The 19,160-nt window shown below is 67.0% G+C and carries 18 protein-coding genes; 9 read left to right on the plus strand and 9 right to left on the minus strand.

The window, feature by feature from the left end; translation table 11 throughout:
* The first annotated feature begins 7 nt into the window (after positions 1–7).
* From ABRP28_RS16525 to ABRP28_RS16535, 3 genes are read left to right on the plus strand one after another with little or no spacing between them, the layout of a single operon-like run.
* Positions 8–1,072, plus strand: coding sequence for a nucleoside hydrolase (locus ABRP28_RS16525; protein ID WP_350001488.1), 1,065 nt, complete (start codon positions 8–10; stop codon positions 1,070–1,072).
* The gene (locus ABRP28_RS16530) at positions 1,073–2,500 is read left to right on the plus strand and encodes an MFS transporter (protein ID WP_350001486.1); all 1,428 of its coding nucleotides are present in this window, start codon (positions 1,073–1,075) and stop codon (positions 2,498–2,500) included.
* The gene (locus ABRP28_RS16535) at positions 2,497–3,462 is read left to right on the plus strand and encodes a ribokinase (RefSeq protein ID WP_350001484.1); all 966 of its coding nucleotides are present in this window, start codon (positions 2,497–2,499) and stop codon (positions 3,460–3,462) included. The genes ABRP28_RS16530 and ABRP28_RS16535 overlap by 4 nt, the downstream gene beginning before the upstream one ends.
* A 9-nt stretch (positions 3,463–3,471) precedes the next feature.
* On the opposite strand, the gene ABRP28_RS16540 is transcribed toward ABRP28_RS16535, so the two are convergent.
* The 3 genes from ABRP28_RS16540 to ABRP28_RS16550 form a co-directional block, all read right to left on the minus strand.
* Complete coding sequence (locus tag ABRP28_RS16540; RefSeq protein ID WP_350001483.1) at positions 3,472–4,323, minus strand: SDR family oxidoreductase; 852 nt, start codon at positions 4,321–4,323, stop codon at positions 3,472–3,474.
* Entirely contained in the window at positions 4,323–5,903 is a 1,581-nt protein-coding gene (locus ABRP28_RS16545; RefSeq protein WP_350001481.1) for a succinic semialdehyde dehydrogenase, read from the minus strand. Before ABRP28_RS16545 ends, ABRP28_RS16540 begins: the two co-directional genes overlap by 1 nt.
* 81 nt (positions 5,904–5,984) lie before the next feature.
* Positions 5,985–6,311 carry a GYD domain-containing protein gene (locus ABRP28_RS16550; RefSeq protein WP_350001479.1) on the minus strand — a complete coding sequence of 109 codons (327 nt, stop codon included), beginning with the start codon at positions 6,309–6,311 and terminating at the stop codon, positions 5,985–5,987.
* A gap of 104 nt (positions 6,312–6,415) precedes the next feature.
* On the opposite strand from ABRP28_RS16550, the gene ABRP28_RS16555 reads away from it, so the two are divergent.
* From ABRP28_RS16555 to ABRP28_RS16565, 3 genes are read left to right on the plus strand one after another with little or no spacing between them, the layout of a single operon-like run.
* Positions 6,416–7,216, plus strand: coding sequence for an alpha/beta hydrolase (locus ABRP28_RS16555; RefSeq protein ID WP_350001478.1), 801 nt, complete (start codon positions 6,416–6,418; stop codon positions 7,214–7,216).
* 50 nt (positions 7,217–7,266) lie between these two features.
* On the plus strand, positions 7,267–7,842 hold the full coding sequence (locus ABRP28_RS16560; RefSeq protein ID WP_350001477.1) for a DUF1349 domain-containing protein: 576 nt from the start codon (positions 7,267–7,269) through the stop codon (positions 7,840–7,842).
* Between the two features lie 51 nt (positions 7,843–7,893).
* The gene (locus ABRP28_RS16565; RefSeq protein ID WP_350001607.1) at positions 7,894–8,859 is read left to right on the plus strand and encodes a carbohydrate kinase; all 966 of its coding nucleotides are present in this window, start codon (positions 7,894–7,896) and stop codon (positions 8,857–8,859) included.
* 23 nt (positions 8,860–8,882) lie between these two features.
* Here ABRP28_RS16565 and ABRP28_RS16570 read toward each other — a convergent pair whose 3' ends face one another.
* Positions 8,883–10,061 carry an ABC transporter substrate-binding protein gene (locus tag ABRP28_RS16570; protein ID WP_350001475.1) on the minus strand — a complete coding sequence of 393 codons (1,179 nt, stop codon included), beginning with the start codon at positions 10,059–10,061 and terminating at the stop codon, positions 8,883–8,885.
* 246 nt (positions 10,062–10,307) lie between these two features.
* Here ABRP28_RS16570 and ABRP28_RS16575 point away from each other — a divergent pair, with 246 nt between their 5' ends.
* Positions 10,308–10,766, plus strand: coding sequence for an SRPBCC domain-containing protein (locus ABRP28_RS16575; RefSeq protein WP_350001472.1), 459 nt, complete (start codon positions 10,308–10,310; stop codon positions 10,764–10,766).
* Positions 10,767–10,807: 41 nt separating this feature from the next.
* Here ABRP28_RS16575 and ABRP28_RS16580 read toward each other — a convergent pair whose 3' ends face one another.
* The 4 genes from ABRP28_RS16580 to ABRP28_RS16595 all read right to left on the minus strand — a co-directional run bounded on the left by ABRP28_RS16580 (position 10,808) and on the right by ABRP28_RS16595 (position 15,287).
* The gene (locus tag ABRP28_RS16580) at positions 10,808–12,106 is read right to left on the minus strand and encodes a Y-family DNA polymerase (RefSeq protein WP_350001471.1); all 1,299 of its coding nucleotides are present in this window, start codon (positions 12,104–12,106) and stop codon (positions 10,808–10,810) included.
* A 24-nt stretch (positions 12,107–12,130) separates the two neighbouring features.
* A complete protein-coding gene (locus ABRP28_RS16585; RefSeq protein WP_188809791.1) occupies positions 12,131–12,562 on the minus strand; it encodes a LexA family transcriptional regulator in 432 nt (143 codons plus the stop codon).
* Positions 12,563–12,781: 219 nt separating this feature from the next.
* Positions 12,782–13,738, minus strand: coding sequence for a polysaccharide deacetylase (locus ABRP28_RS16590; RefSeq protein ID WP_350001470.1), 957 nt, complete (start codon positions 13,736–13,738; stop codon positions 12,782–12,784).
* A gap of 16 nt (positions 13,739–13,754) precedes the next feature.
* The gene (locus tag ABRP28_RS16595; RefSeq protein ID WP_350001469.1) at positions 13,755–15,287 is read right to left on the minus strand and encodes a cytosine permease; all 1,533 of its coding nucleotides are present in this window, start codon (positions 15,285–15,287) and stop codon (positions 13,755–13,757) included.
* 108 nt (positions 15,288–15,395) lie between these two features.
* On the opposite strand from ABRP28_RS16595, the gene ABRP28_RS16600 reads away from it, so the two are divergent.
* Together ABRP28_RS16600 and ABRP28_RS16605 are read left to right on the plus strand one after the other, a co-directional pair.
* A complete protein-coding gene (locus ABRP28_RS16600) occupies positions 15,396–16,943 on the plus strand; it encodes a PucR family transcriptional regulator ligand-binding domain-containing protein (RefSeq protein WP_350001468.1) in 1,548 nt (515 codons plus the stop codon).
* Positions 16,944–17,123: 180 nt separating this feature from the next.
* Positions 17,124–18,077 (plus strand): DUF559 domain-containing protein, encoded by a 954-nt coding sequence (locus tag ABRP28_RS16605; protein WP_350001466.1) that lies wholly within the window; start codon positions 17,124–17,126, stop codon positions 18,075–18,077.
* A 186-nt stretch (positions 18,078–18,263) separates the two neighbouring features.
* On the opposite strand, the gene purU is transcribed toward ABRP28_RS16605, so the two are convergent.
* Positions 18,264–19,160, minus strand: coding sequence for a formyltetrahydrofolate deformylase (purU, locus tag ABRP28_RS16610; protein ID WP_350001464.1), 897 nt, complete (start codon positions 19,158–19,160; stop codon positions 18,264–18,266).

Here is a 19,160-nt window from a genome sequence, read left to right on the forward strand (position 1 = left end):
GATCATCGTGGAACCCACTGCCCCTTCCCTTGACCGGCAATCTTCCGGCCGCAAAAAGATCATTCTTGACTGCGACCCCGGGCATGACGACGCTGTGGCGTTGCTGCTCGCCCACGGCAACCCGGACATCGACCTGCTGGCCGTCACAACGGTGGTGGGAAACCAGACCCTGGAAAAGGTCACCCGCAACGCCCTGGCCGTCGGCACCATCGCCGGCATCACCGGCGTCCCCTTCGCCGCCGGCTGCGGACGCCCCCTGGTGCGCAGCATCGAAACCGCCCCGGACATCCACGGGGACAGCGGCATGGACGGCCCGGAACTTCCGCCGTCGGACATTGACCTGGACCCCCGCCACGCGGTGGACCTGATTATCGACACCGTCATGGCGCACGAGCCCGGCACCGTCACCCTGGTGCCCACCGCCGGCCTGACCAACATCGCCCTGGCCGCCCGCAAGGAACCGCGCATCGTGGAACGCGTGAAGGAAGTGGTCCTCATGGGCGGCGGCTACCACGTGGGCAACTGGAGCGCCGTGGCCGAGTTCAACATCATCATCGACCCCGAGGCCGCGCACATCGTCTTCAACGAAAAGTGGCCCGTGGTGATGGTGGGCCTGGACCTGACGCACCAGGCGCTCGCCACCCCGGACGTCGTGGAGAAGATCGCAGCGATCGGCACCAGGCCCGCGAAATTCGTCACCGAACTCATGGACTTCTTCGCCCACACCTACAAGGACGCCCAGGGCTTCGACCACCCGCCGGTGCACGACCCCTGCGCCGTGGCCTACGTGATCGACCCCAGCATCGTCACCACCCGCAAGGTGCCGGTCGACATCGAGCTGCAGGGCAGGCTGACGCTCGGCATGACGGTGGCGGACTTCCGGGCGCCCGCGCCGGCGGACTGCCACACCAGCGTCGCCGTGGACCTGGACCATGAAAAGTTCTGGAACCTGGTCACCGAGGCCCTGGTCACCATCGGTAATCCGCTCATAGGTGCCGCGCGCACCACAACGGACACGGCCGACGTCGACCGCCAGGAACGTGCCGACCTCACCGCCGGAGGGGTCAAGTAAATGACCGCCACCGTCCTCGAAACCCGGACCGCGAAGGGCAACGTCACCGCCCTGATGGCCGCCCTGCTGGCAGCCTGTGTGGCCTTCCAGCTCAACGCCTCCATGCTCAGCCCCGCCTTGGTGACCATGGGCGAGGAGCTCAACACTGACCAGGCCGTCATCGGCCTCTCCCAGACCTGGTTCTTCACCGCGGCCGCCCTGTTCTCCCTGTTCCTGCCCCGCCTGAGCGACATCGTGGGCCGCAAGAAGATCCTTATGGGCATGATGCTCCTGATGGCCGTGGGGTCCGTCATCGCAGCCCTCGCCCCGGACGTTACGTGGCTCTTCGTGGGCCGCATCATCCAGGGCGTCAGCGGCCCCACCGTTCCGCTCTGCCTCATCATGCTGCGCTCCGCTGTCACCAACCCGCGCAAGTACGGCACCCTCATGGGCCTCATCACGGCCGTCAACGGCGGCGTGGCAGGCGTGGACTCCTTTGTGGGCGGTTACTTTGCCGAGCACTTCGGCTTCCGCAGCATCTTCTGGCTGATGGTGGTCCTGGCGCTGGTTGCCACCGCGCTCATCGCTGTCCTGGCTGGTGAAAGCAAGCCGGGTGCCGGCACCCGGATGGACTGGCTGGGTGTGTTCTTCATCGTGGTCGCCGTGGGCGCGCTGCTCACCGCCCTGAACGAAGGCGCCAAGCTGGTGGGCGCCTTCTCCTCCGGCACCCTGATGCTGAGCCTCACGCTGGTGCTGGTGTCCGCCGCCGCGTTCTACCTGTTCTGGCGGACCGAAAAGCGGGCGAGCCAGCCGATGGTGGAAACCGTGCACCTGCGCCAGCGCTCCACCTGGGCGCCGCTGCTCACCACCACGCTGACCATGACCGGCATCTTCGCCGTCATCAACGGCATTGTCCCCGCCTACGTCCAGGCTGCCGACCCCGGTTTCGGCATCGGGCCCACCGAGATGTCGCTCATCATCCTCACGCCCTACGCGCTGCTCGGCTGGGCGGTGGGGCCCCTCAGCGGCAGGCTCGCCCCGGTGCTTGGCTACACCAAGGTGCTGCGCATCGGCCTCCTGGGCAGCATCGCGGCGCTGGCCATCATCGCGTTCTTCGGCCTGGACAGCCTGCCCCTGATGATCGCCGGCACGGTGTTGCTGGGCATCATGTACGCCGGTACGGTCAACATCATGCTCAACGGACTCGGTGTTGTCCTTTCGCCCGCAGGCAACCCGGGCTTCCTGCCCGGCATGAACGCGGGCGCCTTCAACCTTGGCGCCGGGCTCAGCTTCCTGGTGCTGCCGGCGGTCCTGGTGGCGACGACGGCCCTCGGCGATGCTAAGGCGTCCTACCTGACCGTCGTGGTGGTCGGCCTCGTGCTCACCATCGCGGCGTTCGGCGCCTCGCTCCTGATCCCCAAGCCGGTTGAAGCCGAGGTGGCTGAGTGAGCGCCGCCGTCGAACAGACAGGCCGGATCGTCGTCGTCGGCTCCCTGAACGCGGACCTCACCATCTACTGTGAACGCCTTCCGCTGCCCGGCGAGACGGTGCACGGCAACGGGTTCGCGGTGAACCCGGGCGGGAAGAGCGCCAACCAGGCCGTTGCCGCCAGCCGGCTGGGCGGAAGCGTCAGCCTGGTGGGCGCGGTGGGGGAGGACCCCAACGGCGCCATGCTGCTGTCCTCCGCCGCCGGTGCCGGGGTGGACGTTGGGCGCGTCCGCATATCGTCCGAGCCCACGGGTGTGGCGGTCATCGCGGTCGATGCCGGCGGCGAGAACAACATCATCATCTCGGCAGGCGCCAACGGCACCCTGTCGCCGGCGGACGTGGCGGAGGCCTCGGACGTCCTGGAGCAGGCCGCCGTCGTCTGCCTTTGCCTGGAGGTCAGCCTGGACACGGTGCTCGCCGCCGCACAGGCAGGGCACGACGCCGGCGCAACAGTCCTGCTCAATCTCTCGCCGTACGGCGAGGTGCCGGAGGAGCTGACCGTCCTCACCGATGTCCTGCTGGTCAACGCGCATGAGGCCGCGCTGTTCCTGGGCGGCGACGCCGCTGCCCCGGGCCCCGACGCTGCTGATTCCGAGTGGGACAGGGTGCGCCTGCGGTTTGCGCAGCGGGGGATCCGCCAGGTGCTGGTGACTCTCGGTTCGCAGGGTTCGGTGGTGCTGGACTCTACTGCTCCCGAGGGTTCCAAGGTGGTCCGGATTGCGCCCACCACGGTCCAGGCCGTGGACACCACTGGAGCGGGTGATGCCTTCACCGGTGCCGTTGCCGTCCGGCTGGCCGCCGGGGACGCACTGGCCGGGGCCGCGGAGTTCGCTTCCGTGGCTGCGGCCCTGGCCACCACCCGGAAGGGGACGCAGGCTGCGTACCCGGAGGCGGCTGACGTGGCCCGCCTGCTTGGCGCTTAGGGAGTAAGTTCAGGCGCCGCCGCCGTTCTTGGCGCCGGGTGCCCCCGGAACGTCGGCGGGGCGACCGGTGAACCGGTCCATGGTCCGGTTGATGCCCAGGGTATCCATGAGCCGGTCGAAGGCTCCCACCGGAAGCAGCCGGGCGGCGGGGACCAGGTTCACCAAGGGAGGGAGGACCAGCTTCTGCCGTCCGCTTTCGACGGCGTCCAGCACCTTGGCCGCCACCGCCTCCTCCTTCAGGATGGGGAGGAGGCGCGGGAACCGGGTCCGCACGCCGTCGAACATGCCCGTGTCGATGTAATACGGGCAGACCACCAGGGTGCCGACGCCGGTCCTGCCCGCCCGCAGCTCGGCGCGCAGTGACTCGTTGAAGCCGAACGCTGCGAATTTGCTGGCCGAGTAGTCGGTCTGCCTGGCGACGCCCACCAGCCCGGCCGCGCTGGCAACGGTCACCACGGTGCCGCGGCCGCGGGCGGCCATGCCGGGGAGGAACGCGTGCGTCAACCAGTACAGTGCCAGGACGTTGACCTCGAAGGTCCGCTCAATATCCTCGTCGGCGGCATCCAGGAGCAGTTTTCCCGTGACCACACCGGCGTTGTTGATCAGCACGTCCACCGGACCTGCAGCCCCGGCCGCCGTCTGCACGGCCTCCTTGTCCGCCACATTCACCGTCTGCGTCTCCGCCACGCCGCCGGCGCTGCGGATTTCATCGCGGACCCGCGTCCCGCCGTCGGCCGAAACATCCCAGATGACCACCCGGGCGCCCCGCCGGGAAGCCTCCAGGGCCATGCGGCGGCCCAGTCCGCTGCCGCCCCCGGTGATGAGCACGGTGCTGCCGGAGAGCGCTGTTCCGCCGGCCATCAGCGCAGCCGCCCCATCAGCGTGAGCGCGCCCTTGATCAGCCTGGTGTACCGCTCGTTCCCCATGCCGGGCGGAGGGCCGACGGGAACAAGGCGCTGGCTCGCGACTGTCTGGGCTTCCGTGTACTTCAGGATGCCCTCCCTGCCGTGGCGCCGCCCCACGCCGGAATCCTTCATCCCGCCCATCGGGGCATCGTGCGACGCCCAGGCAGCGGAGTAGCCGTCGTTGACGTTGACCGTCCCGGTGAGAAGGCGCCGCCCCACCTCGCGGCCGTGCCGTGCGGACCAGACGCTGGCGTTGAGCCCGTAGTGGGAGTCGTTAGCCAGGGCCACCGCTTCTTCGTCGCCGTCCACCTGGTAGACGGCCACCACGGGCCCGAAGGTCTCCTCCCGCGCGACCACCATCTCCCCGGTCACGCCGGTGAGGACGGTGGGTTCGTAGAAGTACGGGCCAAGGTCCGGCCGCGCACGTCCGCCCGTGATGAGTTGCGCGCCCTTGGCCAGGGCGTCCTCCACATGCGCGCTGACCCGGTCCAGCTGCCGTTGGCCCGTGAGTGAGCCCATGTCGATGTCCCAGCCCGGTCCGGCACCCAACCGGATCGCTTCAACGTGTTTAGTGAAGGTTGCCAGGAAGTCGTCGAAGACAGCGCGGTGGACGTAGATGCGTTCCATGCTGATGCAGAGTTGGCCGGAGTTGGAGAAGCAGCCCTGCGCGGCACCCCTGGCCGCCTTGTCCAGGTCCGCGTCGGCGAGGACCAGGGTGGCATTCTTCCCGCCCAGTTCGCCCGAAAAGCCGATCAGCCGCTCCGCGCACTGCTGCGCCACCACCTTCCCGGTCCCGGAGGATCCCGTGAACATGAGGAAGTCGGCGCCGCCGATCAGGGCGGGGCCCAGCACCGGCCCGTCGCCTGTGACAATCTGGAACAGGTCCGCGGGAAGTCCGGCTTCCCGCAGCAGCTCCAGGGCGAGCAGCGCGGTGAACGGGGTCTGGGAATCAGGCTTGAGGACACAGGGGTTGCCGGCCAGCAGGGCGGGGATCGCGTCCGAGACGGCGAGGGTCAGGGGATAGTTCCACGGGCTGATGATGCCCACCACGCCCTTGGGGATCCGGTACTCCACTGTGCGCGTCAGGCCCGGCGCCGCTCCCGTGCGGCGGCGCGGACGGAGGAAACGTTCGGCCGTGCGCCGGTAGTAGGCCGCGGTCAGGGCGGCATCGGCCAGTTCCTCGAACGCGTTGAGCCGCGACTTGCCGCTCTCCGCCTGGACCAGGTCCAGGATCTCCGCCTCCCTGTGGAGGAGCAGTGCGTGGAACCGCGCGACGACGGCGCGGCGCTCGCGGAGGGGAACGGCGGCCCACTCCCGCTGGGCTGCCCGGGCGCTTTCGAGGGCGGCCACGACGTCGTCCGGCGTGCAGACGGGGACTGCGCCCACCAGGCTGCCGTCCAGCGGAGAGTAGGAAGCCTGCGTTCCCCGGCCCGGTCCGCAAGTCACCAGGTCCGGCAGGTGGGAAAGAGCCGCAGGCGCTGCAAGCTTTCGGCCGGTTGCTGCCGGCGTGGTTCCCGGCTGGGTGGTGCTGATCATCGTGGTCCCCTTTGGCTGCAATGTAATTCCCGAGCCTAGCCGCAGGAGGGCCGCCGATCCTGGACCGGTAGTCCCGGAAATTCAACTGCCCGGCGGCCGGTACTTGATCTCGGCAGCCTTCTGCAGCGCTTCCATCGTGTCCTCCACGCTCATCAAAACTGTGGTTTCAAACGAGCTCAGCGCGCCGCCGCCGCTGATGGCCAGTGCTACCGCCGCCATGGACACATTGTCCGGTGCTTCCCACAGGTTGTAGCCGTCATGGCTCCCAAAGGCGTACCAAAATCCGTGCAGCTTTCCGCCCACGGATTCGATGTACGCCTGCGCGGCTTTCCGCCGGTCCTCCGGGTTGTTGATCAGCCGGCCCCAGGTCTCCGGCGTGTAGCTGAACTTCGACAGATAGAGTGGCATTTTCCTATCCCTTCATTGGGTTCTGGAGTGCGGATTTACCCAGAATGGCAGTGCACGGATGGCACGGCAACGGCTTTGTCATTGGCTGGCGGTACGCTCGGCACATGGTGCAGCGGCATAGGTATGAGTACGGCGGGGACACCAGCCAGTGGGGCGAACTGTTCCTTCCTGACCTGCCAAACGGCGGTACGGACCGGGGCGTAGTGGTGGTGATCCATGGCGGCTACTGGCGGTCGAAGTACGGGGCCGAGCTGGGGGAGCCGCTGGCCGAGGATCTCGCCGCGCACGGAATGGCGGCATGGAACCTGGAGTACCGCCGGGCAGGGAACGGCGGCGGCTGGCCGCACACGTTCACCGATGTCCTGGCGGGCATCGACAAACTGCAGGAGCTTGCCGCGCCCCATGCCCTGGACCTGGACAGGGTGGTGGCGCTGGGCCATTCCGCGGGCGGGCACCTCGCGGTGTGGGCGGCGGGCCGCGACCGGCTGCCCCGGCTGGGGCTGGTGGGTGAGCACAGCGAGGTTGGAGCGAGGGACGACGGCGTCCGCCTCACCGGGGTGGTGAGCCAGTCCGGCTTGCTGGACCTGGCGGAAGCGGAGAAGATGCACCTCAGCGATGGTGCGGTGGCCAACTTCCTGGGCGGGCCGCCGTCGGAATTCCCCGGCCGGTACCGGTACGCGGATCCGATGGCCGCGCTGCCCTTGGACATTCCCGTCTACGCCGTCCATGCCACGGAGGATGAATCCGTGCCGCTGGCGATGTCCACCTCCTATGTGGAGGCGAGCGGGCCCGGGCCTGTGCCGGCGCGGCTCGTGACGGTGCCCGGGGACCATTTCGGCTTGATCGATCCCCATGCCCCGGCCTACGGAACATGCCGGGAACTCGTCCGGGAGCTGATTCGCTGAGCGCGGCGGAGGCGCAATGAGGCGCGCCGGCCTGCAGTACAGTGGCGGCCATGGACATTCCCTGGCAGCACGGTACCTGGACCAACCCGCCCGTTTCCGCCGTCGAGCACGGCACGGATCTGCTGGTCACTGCCAAGGAGGGCAGCGACGCCTGGCGGGTGACGTCGTACGGCTTCGTCCATGACAGCGAGCACGCGCTTCTGGCGCCATTCCGGCAGGATTCCGCCATGGAGGTGGAATTCACCGCAGGCTTCTCGGAGCAGTTCGACCAGGCCGGGATCTTCGTGCGCGTTTCCGCCGAGCGGTGGGTCAAGGCCGGCGTCGAATTCACCGACGGCGCCTGCCAGCTGGGGGCGGTGGTCACCGACGGGATGTCCGACTGGTCCCTGGCCCCGGTTCCGGCCTGGAAGGGAAGCCGGGTGCTCGTCCGGATCAGCCGCAGCGGCAACGCATTGACCATCCGGGCCAAGGCAGGGGACGGGGCCCTGCAGCTGGTCCGGGTGGTTCCGCTCGATCCTGCGGAGGCAGCCCAGGCGGGCCCCTTTATCTGCGCCCCGACCAGGGCGGGACTGGCCGTGCCCTTCCACGCCTGGCGGACCACGGAACCCGACGGCGCCCTGCACTGACCCCGCCCGGCTGGCCCCTGACACCGCGGCCGCCGTCACGGACAGCGTCAGCTGCCCTCTTTCTGGCAGAGTATGACCATGCTCACTGTTATTGGCGAAGGCCTTGTTGACGTTGTCCAGCGCGCCTCGGGAATCGAAGCCCACGTGGGCGGCAGCCCGCTGAACGTGGCGGTGGGCCTGGCCCGCCTGGACCACCCCGTACAGTTCATCGGCCGGTACGGCCGGGACGCCTACGGCGACTCCGTCGCAGCGCACCTGCGGGCCAGCTCCGTGATGCTTCCTCTGGGACCGGACGAGCTGCCCACCAGCGTGGCCACCGCCCTGATCGACGACGACGGCGCCGCCACCTACACGTTCGACCTCACCTGGGAGCTTCCCGGCATCGCCGACCGTCTCGCCTTCATGCTGCAGGGCACCACGCTGCTGCACACCGGCTCCATCGCCACCATGCTGGCCCCGGGCGCCACCGACGTGCTGGCCGCCGTCGAGTACGCCCATCCGCACGCCACCATCAGCTTCGACCCCAACTGCCGGCCCAGCATCATCACCGATGTGGACTACGCGCGCCGGCACACTGAGAAGTTCGTGACCCTCGCGGACGTGGTCAAGGCCTCCGACGAGGACCTCGCCTGGCTGTACCCGGACATGGACGTGCTGGATGCCGCGCGCCGCTGGTTGTCCCTGGGCGGATCCGAGGGGCCGGCCATGGTGGTGGTCACGCGCGGTGCCGACGGGCCCTGGGGAGTGTGCCACGCCGGCGAAGCCAAGGTGCCGGCACCCCGGGTTGAGGTGGCCGACACCTTGGCTGCGGGCGATTCCTTTATGGCGGCTCTGTTGTCCGGGCTGGTGGACCGCGGCCTGGATGGCGCCCAGAACCGCAAGGACCTGCGCGAACTGCCCGCCGAGGGGCTGGCCGAGCTCCTGGGGCATGCTGCCCGGGCCGCCGCGGTGACGGTTTCCCGGCCGGGTGCGAACCCGCCGACGCGCGCGGAGCTGGACGCGCTCCTGGGGGAGTAGGCAGAACTGGAGGGGGCTTGGCGTTACTCCTTCCCCAGCCCCGCAGCCGAAGTCTTCTCGCCCGTTACGCCGTTGAGCGCGGCCAGGTCGAAGATCCCGTTGATATCGGCCTGCTTGGTGGTGCCGGCGGCGACGCCGTCGGCCAGGAGCTTCTCATAGGTTCCGGCCAACGGGTCCACGGTGAACACGATGTTCTTCAGCGAACGGTCAATGACCTCGGCTTTCAGCTCCGCACCCGCGGATTCCTTGAGGGCAGCGTTGATGACGCTGGCCTTGTCGGCATCGGCCGCGTTATTCAGCCATTCGATTGACTTCACGTGGCCCTTGAGCAATGCCTTCACGGTCTCGGGGTGTTCGGCGGCGAATTTCTGGTTGACGATCAGGATGGTGGTGGGGAACTCGCTCGGTTTGCCGGACAGCGAGCCGTCCCAGAGGTCCCTTTCGTCCACCAGTACCTTGGCGCCGGCGGTGAGCACCAGGCGTGAGGCCCAGGGCTCAGGCAGCCACGCGCCGTCGAGCTTTCCGTCCTGGAAGAGCTTCAGCGTCTGGGCGTTCTCGGTGGGGTTGATCGCCACGTCCCCGCTGCCGTCCACGTTGGTCTTGTAGCCCTGGGATGCGAGCCAGGCTCGCAGGGCGACGTCCTGCGTGCCGCCGAGCTGTGGGGAGGCGAGGGTTTTGCCCTTCAGGTCCGCGGCGGAACTGATCTCCGGCTTGACCACCAGTTGGGCGCCGCCGGCTGCAGCGCCGGCGATGATGTTCACTGATTCGCCGCCGCTCTTCACGAACGAGTTGATGGCGGGGTTCGGGCCGATGTAGGTGGCGTCGATGGCGCCGGCGTTCAGGGCCTCGATCGCCGCCGGGCCGGCGTTGAACACCTGGGTGCTGAGGCTGGTGCCGCCGAGCTCCTCCGCGATGTAGCCCTGGCTGACCCCCACCAGGGCGGGCGCGTGGGTGACGTTGCCGAAGTAACCCAGTTTCAGCTCCGCGGCCGTGTTGGCGGCGGGCACGGCTTCCTTAACTGCGGCCGGGCCGCCGCTGGTGACGGCGGAGGCGACGGCGGCGCCCCCGCCAATGAGGGCAAGGATGCCGACGGCGATGCCTACCTTCAGCCCGAGCGGCCGTTTGGGAGCGGCGGACTGTCCGGCAACGATTCGGGTGGAGCTTTGCTGGTTATAGGGGCTCTGGCTCGAGGGATCTGACACTGGAGTTCCTTTGCTGGGGCGGATACTGAGACGAGATTACGGAGCGCCCGGCAGCCCCACAATCGTTCCCGTAGCGGGCGTTCACGGGACGTCTCGGTAGCTCAACGGGACGTAGCGCAGCGACAAGAAACGTCGCCGGACGTCTTTTTCCAGGGCGCCTGAAGGAGTGCCCCCTGTGCAATGGGTTCCAAGGGTTGCCGTTCACCGGGGCCTGTTTCCGGGCCTGAAGCAGACGTACGATCAGGCATGGAAAAGCTGAAATTTGAGGTAAAAATCAACGCTCCCGCCGAGGCAGTCTGGGCCACGATGCTCGAGGATGCCACGTACCGGGAATGGACGAGCGCTTTCAGCGAGACGGGTTCCTTCTATGAGGGCGACTGGAACCCGGGCAGCGAAATTCGGTTCCTCGGCCCGGACGGCGAGGGGTCCGTGGGAGGGATGATCGCAACAGTTGAGGAAATCAGGCCGCATGAGTTCGTCTCCCTGCGATATCTCGGCCAGATCGTAGGTGGTGTGGAGGACAGGACCAGCGATGCGGCGAAGGGATTCATTGGAGCCCACGAAAACTATTCATTCACCGAAGCCGGCGGCGTGACGAGGGTCGAGGTGGAGCTTGACAGCGTGGACGAGTGGGCGGCAATGCTGAATGACACTTGGCCCGTGGCCCTCGCCAAACTCAAGGACCTCGCCGAAGCCCGGGCCTGACCTCTGGCCGTGGACGCCTGGGTGGTTCAAACAGCAGCCGTTTAGGCGGCTTTGACGAGCGGGAGTTCGTCCCAGTGGGTGGTGTAGCGGGGCGAGCGCATGTTCCGTTTCATGGTCCAGTCCAGGCCCGTTTTGATCCCGCCGTGCCCGAGGCCAATGGAGCCGCGTCCGAAGCGGCTGCTTACGTCTTCCAGGAGGGTGCCGATGCGGCGTTCCTCGTGCCGGTTCTCGAACAGCTCCAGCGGGGATTGGTTGCCGGTGGGCCGCAGGTCCGTGAGCATGAGCCCCACTTTGGCGTACCTCACGCCGTCGCGGATATTGGGCAGCAGGGCGTGCGCCGCCCGGGTGAGCAGGAGCGGGTCCGCTGTGGGCATCGGCAGCGGGACGCACACCGATGGATAGGACTGTTCCTGCCCGCTGAAGGGCGAGGTGCCGGCGAATGCCGTGAGGACTTTCGCCTGCAGCCCATGTTTGGCCAGCCGCGCGCTCGCATTCTGGCCGTAGATGCTGAGGACCTGCCGCAGCCCGGCAGCGGTGGTGACCGGGGTGGCGAAGGAACGCGAAAAGATCAGCTGGTCCCGGCCCAGGCGTTCCTCCTCCATGGGGATGCAGGGTGTGCCGTTGAGCTCCAGGACGGTGCGCATCATGACTACCGAGAACTTGTCCCGGATGGCCACGGGGTCGGCGCGGGCGAGGTCCAGGATGGTGTGGATGCCGATCGCGTTCAGGCGTTTGGCCAGGCGGCCGGCGATGCCCCAGATTTCCTCGACGGACAGGCGTGCCAGCAGTTGCTCCCGCACGGCAGCAGGAACGCTGTCCCAGTGGCATACCCCGCCAAACGCGGGGTTGTTCTTAGCCCACTTGTTGCACAGCTTGGCCAGGGTTTTGGTGGGCGCGATTCCAACGCATACCGGCACCCCGACGTTGCGGCGGACGGCGTTTTTCATGGTCCTGCCCAGAGCCAGCAGCTGCTCCGGCTCACCCTTCACCCCGAGGAAGGCCTCGTCGATGCTGTAAACCTCCAACCACGCCGAGTACCTGCTGAGCAACTCCATGACCCGGGCACTGATGTCCCCGTAGAGTTCGTAGTTGCTGGACTTGGCCACCAGTCCCCATTCCTTCGCGCGGGGCGCGAGTTTGAACCATGGCTCGCCGGTGGCAATGCCCAGGGCTTTCGCTTCGGGGGAGCGGGTCACGGCGCAGCCGTCGTTGTTCGAAAGCACCACCAGCGGCCTGCCCTCCAGCGAAGGATCGAAGGCACGTTCCGCCGAGGCGTAGAAGCAGTTCACGTCCACGTGGGCGATCTGCGGCATCTGCCGCATGATGGCGGGCTTGCTCATGGCAGTGCCTGCGGACGGCGGTGGCTAGACATGGTGCAGGCACCTCGTGGCCACGCCCCAGATGGTCAGCTCGGAGAGGGCAGGCACCCTGATGTCCGGATACTTTGGATTTTCCGCCTGCAGCACCACTCCCGTGGCAGTCAGGCGCAGGCGCTTCACGGTCAGTTCCCCGTCCAGTACGGCGATGACCACGGACCCGTCCTTCGGTTCCAGCGCCCTGTTGACGATCAGCTCATCACCGTCGCTGATGCCGGCGCGCTCCATGGAATCTCCCGTTACACGGACAACAAAGGTGCTGGTGATGTCCTTGATCAGGTGGGCGTTCAGGTCGATCCGGCCATCAAAGTAGTCCTGCGCCGGCGAAGGGAACCCCGCGGCGACGGGCACCGGTGAGATCAGCACCGAGAACAATGAGGCGCCCGCATCTATCACGCGGGGACCGATAATAACGCCCACAACACACCTTTATTCGAATATATGTTCGATTACTTCAGTGTAGTCCCTGCCTCTGACAAAGCCATCCCCTCCGGACTGCAGGCCGCGCCGCCGTGGTGGCATCCGCCGTCGCGCCTTAACAAACAGCAACGCTGCCGCGCCTGACGTAGACACCCTTTAAATACAGGAGTGGTGCTGTCCTCATGGGACAGCACCACTCCTGGTTCAAGCTGTTTCCTGTTAGCCGGCAACGGCGGGCCGCGACTCCCGCACCACCGACGGCGTGAACTTCGCCCCGGTGTCCGGGAAGGAAGGCACCTGGATCCGGGCGTGGGTGTGGACTTCCTGAACCGTCCGGCGGGTGTGCTCCGCGATTTCCTCCATGGTGGCCACCCACATGCCGTCCATCCCTTTCACTCGCTCAATTAGCCGCTCCAGGGCCACAGCCTTGGAGGGCCGGCCGGAGATGAACGGGTGGTTGGTGAGGACGAAGCAGCTGCCCTGCGCGTGGTGCGCCTCGGCCTCAAGCGTCCACATTTCCAGCACCTTCGCCGGGCTTTCGATGACGCCGCTGCCGGTGACGCCGGGGTAGAACGCGTACTGCTCCCAGTCGTCCAGCGCCCAGTCCACCGGAATCTCCACAATGTCCCGGGAGTCACCCGGGGCGACGCTGAAGCGGTAGGGGGCGTCGCCGTCGAGCAGGCTCGAATCGTAAAGGAAGCCGCGATCGGCGAGCAGCGCCGGGGAGTGCCAGTTCAGTTCCCACCATGGCGCCCGGTAGCCAACCGGCTCCACTCCAGCCACCTTGGCCAGCGCCTCCAGGCCGCGGTCGATGTACCGGGCCTCCGTCTCGGCGTCGATGCCCTGCATCGGCTCGTGCAGGTAACCGTGGTGCGCCACCTCGTGTCCCGCATCCACGATGCGCCGGACGGTGTCCGGATAGCACTCGGCCGTGAAGCCGGGGATGAAGAAGGTGGCGCGGATGTCCTGCCGCCGGAGGATCTGCAGCAGCCGGGGGACTGCGACCTTGGGCCCGTAGGACTGGTGGGTCATCAGGGACATCCGGCTGGTGCTCTTGGGATCGTGGGCGATGGTGCAGGATTCGGCGTCGACGTCGAAGGTGAAGGAGGCTGCTGCCTGCTTGCCCTCCGGCCAGGTGATCGGGTGGGCGGAGTCCGGGAATGCTTCAAAGGTCATGGCAGGTGTTCCTAAATTAGAGGCCGGCCTGGGCGCTGGGCCTGGCAGGGATTCCGGCCAGGGCCGGGGAGGGCTGGGCGTCGGTACTGGCGGCCGGGGAGGATTCGAGGTACTTGCGGTGTACCCTCGGGCCCAGGATGGCGTAGCTCGTGGCGCTCGCCAGCCCGCCGGCCAGCCAGGATAGATCCAGGCCGCCCATGGCCACGGCGAAGGGGCCCTGCATGGCGGGGACGAGGCCGTACATAAACAGCCAGGTGGCGAAGATGCCCACCAGGAGGGAGGTGACGCCCGCCCAGTTGACGCCCGGCAGCCGCTTGGTGCCCACGCCGTCGAACAGCCGCGCGGGGTTGCCGGGCCAGCGCTTCTCGATCCAGAAGTAGTGCACCAGCATGACGCCGCCCCAGGCAGCCACCCAGGCCACCAGGCCGATGAGCCACGCGTCCAGGACCGCTGCGAAGTCCTCCTGGAAGATGAAGAAAACGACGGCGATCAGCGAGAAGACGCCGACGAACAGGTTCAGCTTGCGGCGGCTGATGGTGATGTCCAGTGACTGGGTGGCCACCGAGAAGGTGTAGATGTTCAGGATGTTGGTGGCGATGGGGCCGTGCAGCACCATCAGCAGGACGGGCAGCGCCAGGACCCCGAAGTTCTGGACGATGAGCTTTCCGGGGTCGATCTCGCCGCTGTTGGTGGCCAGGCTGGCACCCAGGACGCCAAGCCAGACCACCGGGATGAACTGGCCCAGGACGGACGCCAGGTAGACCTTCTTCTTGGGAACTTCCGTGCTGACGAAGCGGGAGTAGTCGGCGGCGTACGTGAACCAGGTGATGCCCCAGCCGATGCCGATGGCGGTCATCACGGCGCTCATGGCTGCGATCCGCTCGGAGCCTTCCAGGATGTTGCCTGCTGGGCCGGCGTAGGCCCAGTCGATCTTCATGCCGAACCAGGCAACAGCGGACATGACGGCCAGGATGATGATGGTGGGCGGGACGGTCCACTTTTCAAAGGCGGCGATTGCCTTGTAGCCAAACCAGGCAATGGCTACTTGGGTGGCCATGATCCCCGTGGCCACAGCAATTTTCCAGGCATAGTTCTGCGCCGTGGGATCCACCCAGCCAAGCGTTCCGAACAGTGCCATCACCAGGTCCAGGATGATCCAGGTGTTCACGGCGCACCAGCCGATCACCAGGAGCGCCTGGATGGCTGCCGGGAGGTAGTTGCCCCGCCGGCCGAAGGCGGCCCGGGCCAGGACCATGCCGGTGGCGCCCGTCTTCTGGCCCAGCAGGACGAAGCAGCCAAAGAGCAGCATGCCGATCAGGTTGCCCAAGACCAGGACGGTGACGGTGTCCGCGAAACCAAGCCCCAGGTGGATTCCGAGGGCGCCGAGCACCCAGTTGATGGGGGCCAGGTTGGCGCCGGCCCAGATCCAGAATTGGCCGGAAACTTTGTGCGTGCGCTGTGACTCGGGAATGGGCTGGAGCCAGGCCTCGCAGTCCTCGGCCGGCGCCATTGCCGGCCCTGACTGCTTCGTGGAGAGGTTGTCTTGCATGGGGAAAGCCTCCATAAGTGAAAGGGATAGATCCAGATTATGTGGCTCATGCCACAACCACCACATACAATGTGTCGTGAAGATTTGCCTTCTATGCGACGGAGTGTCATGCCAATACGGCTGCAGGATGTTTTGAAACATTCCACCCTCACCCCCGCGGATCCAGTAATCCGCGCGGCTGCTGCCATTGCGGCCCAGACGCAGCTGCGCTGGATCCACTCCAGTGAGGTCTTGGACATCGCCCCGTTACTTGGCGGAGGTGAGCTGCTGCTCACCGGCGGCCAGGCGCTGGCCGCGGCGACGGATAAGCGGCGTATCGGCTACATCTGGGAGCTGGCCGAACGTGGGGTGGCCGCGCTGGCCATCGAGACGGGCGCGGCCCTGCCGTCCATTCCGTCCTCCATGGTGGGAGCAGCCGAAGCTGCCGGTCTTCCGTTGATAGAGCTGCGCAAAGTGGTGCCCTTCGTGGGCGTCATGGAAGCCATCAATTCATTGCTGGTGAGCGAGTCGGCTGCGCACCTGCAGCAGGCTGACCGGGCAAGCCATGCCATGGCGGTTGAGCTGGCCCACGGCGGCAGCCTTGACCGGATCCTGGCCGTCCTCGCTGAGGCGGTGGGCGCCGAAGTTGTCCTGACTTCCAACGCGGGAGCTCCGCTGGCAAGTGCATTGCCTGCCGGCCACGCCGGGGATGCCGGGCCGGTGCCAGCCTCAGACGCCGACCAGGACCGTGCACGCACCACCCATATAGACGTGTCCGTGCGCGGCATACCTTCCGCGCGTTTGAGCCTCCACACGTTGGCTGGAGGAGATGTGAACCTGGCGAGGATTGCCGGGAACCGATCGGTGGACATTCTGGCGCTGGCCCTGCTGCAGCGGATGCCGCCCGGCCTGAAGGAGATGGCCGGGGCCGCACTGATCCGCGCCGTTGACTCCGGCACGCAAAACTGGCGGCTCCAGCAGCTCGCACCGGCTGCGGGGATCCCCCCGGCTGCGCAGCTGGTGGCAGTTGTGATCCGTTCCCCTGGTTCGCGGCAGCTCCGTACAACAGTGGAGCAGCTGTTGGACCGGGTGGGCCGGCACAGTGCCAGCTATGCGGACAACCAGGAGCTGTTGGCGCTCGCCGCGTTGCGGACCGGTAAAGCGCAGGAGGACCGGAGCGAGATCCTGGCCGGGCTCCGGACGCTCGAATTGCCCGAGGGCAGTATCAGCGCGGTAGGTCCCGTGGCTTCAGGGATTTCGGCAGCACCGTGGTCGCTGGCAGAGGCGCGGCTGACGCTGGATGTGGGAGCCGGCGACGAGCTGCGGTCTTCCGGGGCACGCCTGACGGGGGCGCTCGACGCCGAGGCGTTTGCGGTGGAACGGATGGCATTCCATTCCCTGGACGCCGCCCGGCGCGAGGATTTTGTGCGCCAGCAGCTGGGGTCCGTGCTCGAATACGACAAGCAACGCCGCTCGCAGCTGGCTGAGACGCTGCGGGTATGGCTGGACTCCGGCTGCAACACTGCCCAGGCTGCGCGGGAGCTGCATCTGGAGCGGCAGTCCATGCACCAGCGGCTGCAGCGGATCTTCTCCCTCTGCGGCGGCGACCCCCGCAGCACCGGCCGCCTCGCCGCCCTGCACCTGGCCACCCGCCTCGCCGCCCTGCACTCCGAGTAGGACGCTCTCTCACTTGATGTCGGTTTTCCGGTGACGCTCTCTCACTTGATGTCGGTTTTCCGGCGACGTTCTCTCAGCTGATGCGGGTTTCGGGCCGATCCTCTCTCACTCGTCCGTAAGCTCGCCGGTGCCTGTGGATAACTTCTGCAGCCGCGTGCCGTCTCGGGGCAGAATGCCAGCATGCGAAAGCAAGTCCTGCCACTTCCGTTGGCAACAGCTCCCTTCACCTTCGTCGCGGCCGGGGCTTCGGGTGTCACCGTCAACCGGCTCCGGCGGAAGGACGTGGTCAACGTGGGCCGGGGTCTTTACCGACCAGCGGACTGGGACTTCGATCTGGAAGGAGCCGCGAGGGCGTTGTCCGCTGCCTCACCCGGGGCCTGGATCTCGCATGTGACCGCGGCGCGGCTCCGGTGCCAACTGCTGCCTCCATGGCTGGCCGACTCTACAGAGCTGCACCTCAGCAAGCCCCGTGCACTGCCGTCAGTCCGCCGGAAGGGCATCTTCGGGCATACCGTTCTGGCGCGTGAAGATGAGGTCGAACTGGTCGATGGCATCCGCCTGAGCACGCGGTCCCGCACCTGGCTCGATTTGGCACGCGACCTGCCGCTCGATGACCTTGTGAGCATGGGTGACGAGCTCATCCGCATCCCGCGCGTGGATTTCGAAGGAAGGACGGAGCCCTACGACACATTGGCGGGGCTGCGCATGCTGGTGGGACGGCACCCGAATCTCCAAGGCATCGTCAGGGCTCGTGAAGCGTTGGACCTGATGCGTGTGGGCGCCGACTCCGCGCCGGAAACGCTGCTTCGGCTGGCTATTGCCAGCGCCGGCTTACCCGAGCCGGAACTCCAGGTGCCATTGCGCGCCGGAGACGCGCGGTCGCCGTCGGCCGATCTCGGCTACCGTCATCGCCGCCTTGCGATCCAGTACGACGGCGGGCACCACCGCGGGGAGGCCCAGATCTTCAGCGACAGGCGGCGGGATAAGGCTTTTGAATCGGCCGGCTGGATGGTCCTCATCTTCGACAAAGATGACCATGCTGACGACTTTCGCCGCGCCGTGGGACAGATCAAAAGGGCGCTCCGGAACGGCTGGCTCGACCACCCTTACGCGTCGGGGTTCGCCAGCAAATAGACGTTGGCGGAGACGGGCACCTGACGACGGCGGCGCTAAGGCAGTGTCGCTCCCTCACCGGAAGTGAGAGAGCGACACCGGAAAACCGACATCAAGTGAGAGAGCGTCACAGGAAAACCCGCATCAAGTGAGAGAGCGTCCGGCCAAAACCGACATCGAGTGAGAGAGCGTCGGGTGGGGGTGGGGCTAGCGGAGGACCACCGTGCGGTTGCCCTGCAGGATGACCCGGCCCTCGCAGTGCCAGCGCACCGCGTTGGACAGGGCCTTGCATTCGGTGTCGCGCCCGGCGGCCACCAGGTCCTCGGGCCCGTAGGTGTGGTCCACCTCCACGGTCTGCTGCGAGATGATCGGGCCCTCATCGAGCTCGCTGTTGACATAGTGCGCGGTGGCACCGACAGTCTTCACCCCGCGCGCGTACGCCTGGTGGTACGGCTTGGCGCCCTTGAAGCTTGGCAGGAACGAGTGGTGGATGTTGATCGCCTTCCCGTCCAGCTTGCGTGTCAGGTTATCGCTGAGCACCTGCATGTACCGGGCCAGCACTACGAGCTCCACGTCGAACTCGTCCACCAGTTCCAGCAGCCGCGCCTCGGCCGTGGGCTTGGTATCAGCCGTGACCGGCACGTGGAAGAACGGAATCCCGTGCCATTCCACCAGCGCCTGATGGTCGGTGTGGTTGGAGACCACGGCCACCACGTCCACCGGCAGCTCGCCGATCCGCGCCCGGAACAGCAGGTCGTTGAGGCAGTGCCCGAACTTGGACACCATGATCAGCACCCGCCGCTTGGAACCGTGCGGCTCCAGCCTCCAGCGCATCCCGAACCGCTCTGCGACGGGACCGAAAGCGGCCCGCAGCGTGTCCGCGGTGGAGGCATCGCCGTCGGACGCAAAATGCACCCGCATAAAGAAGTGCCCTTCGCTGCGCTCGCCGAACTGCTGGTTGTCGATGATGTCGCAGCCGTGCTCCAGCAGGAAGCCGGACACGGCGTGGACAATCCCGGGCGATTCAGAACAGTCCAGCGTCAGGACATGCTCCACAGTGGTCACCGGCTGCGGGACGGAAGTTTCAATGTCAGTAGCAGTCAT

Source organism: Pseudarthrobacter sp. WHRI 8279 (assembly GCF_040224115.2).
In the GTDB taxonomy this organism is placed as follows: Bacteria; Actinomycetota; Actinomycetes; order Actinomycetales; family Micrococcaceae; genus Arthrobacter.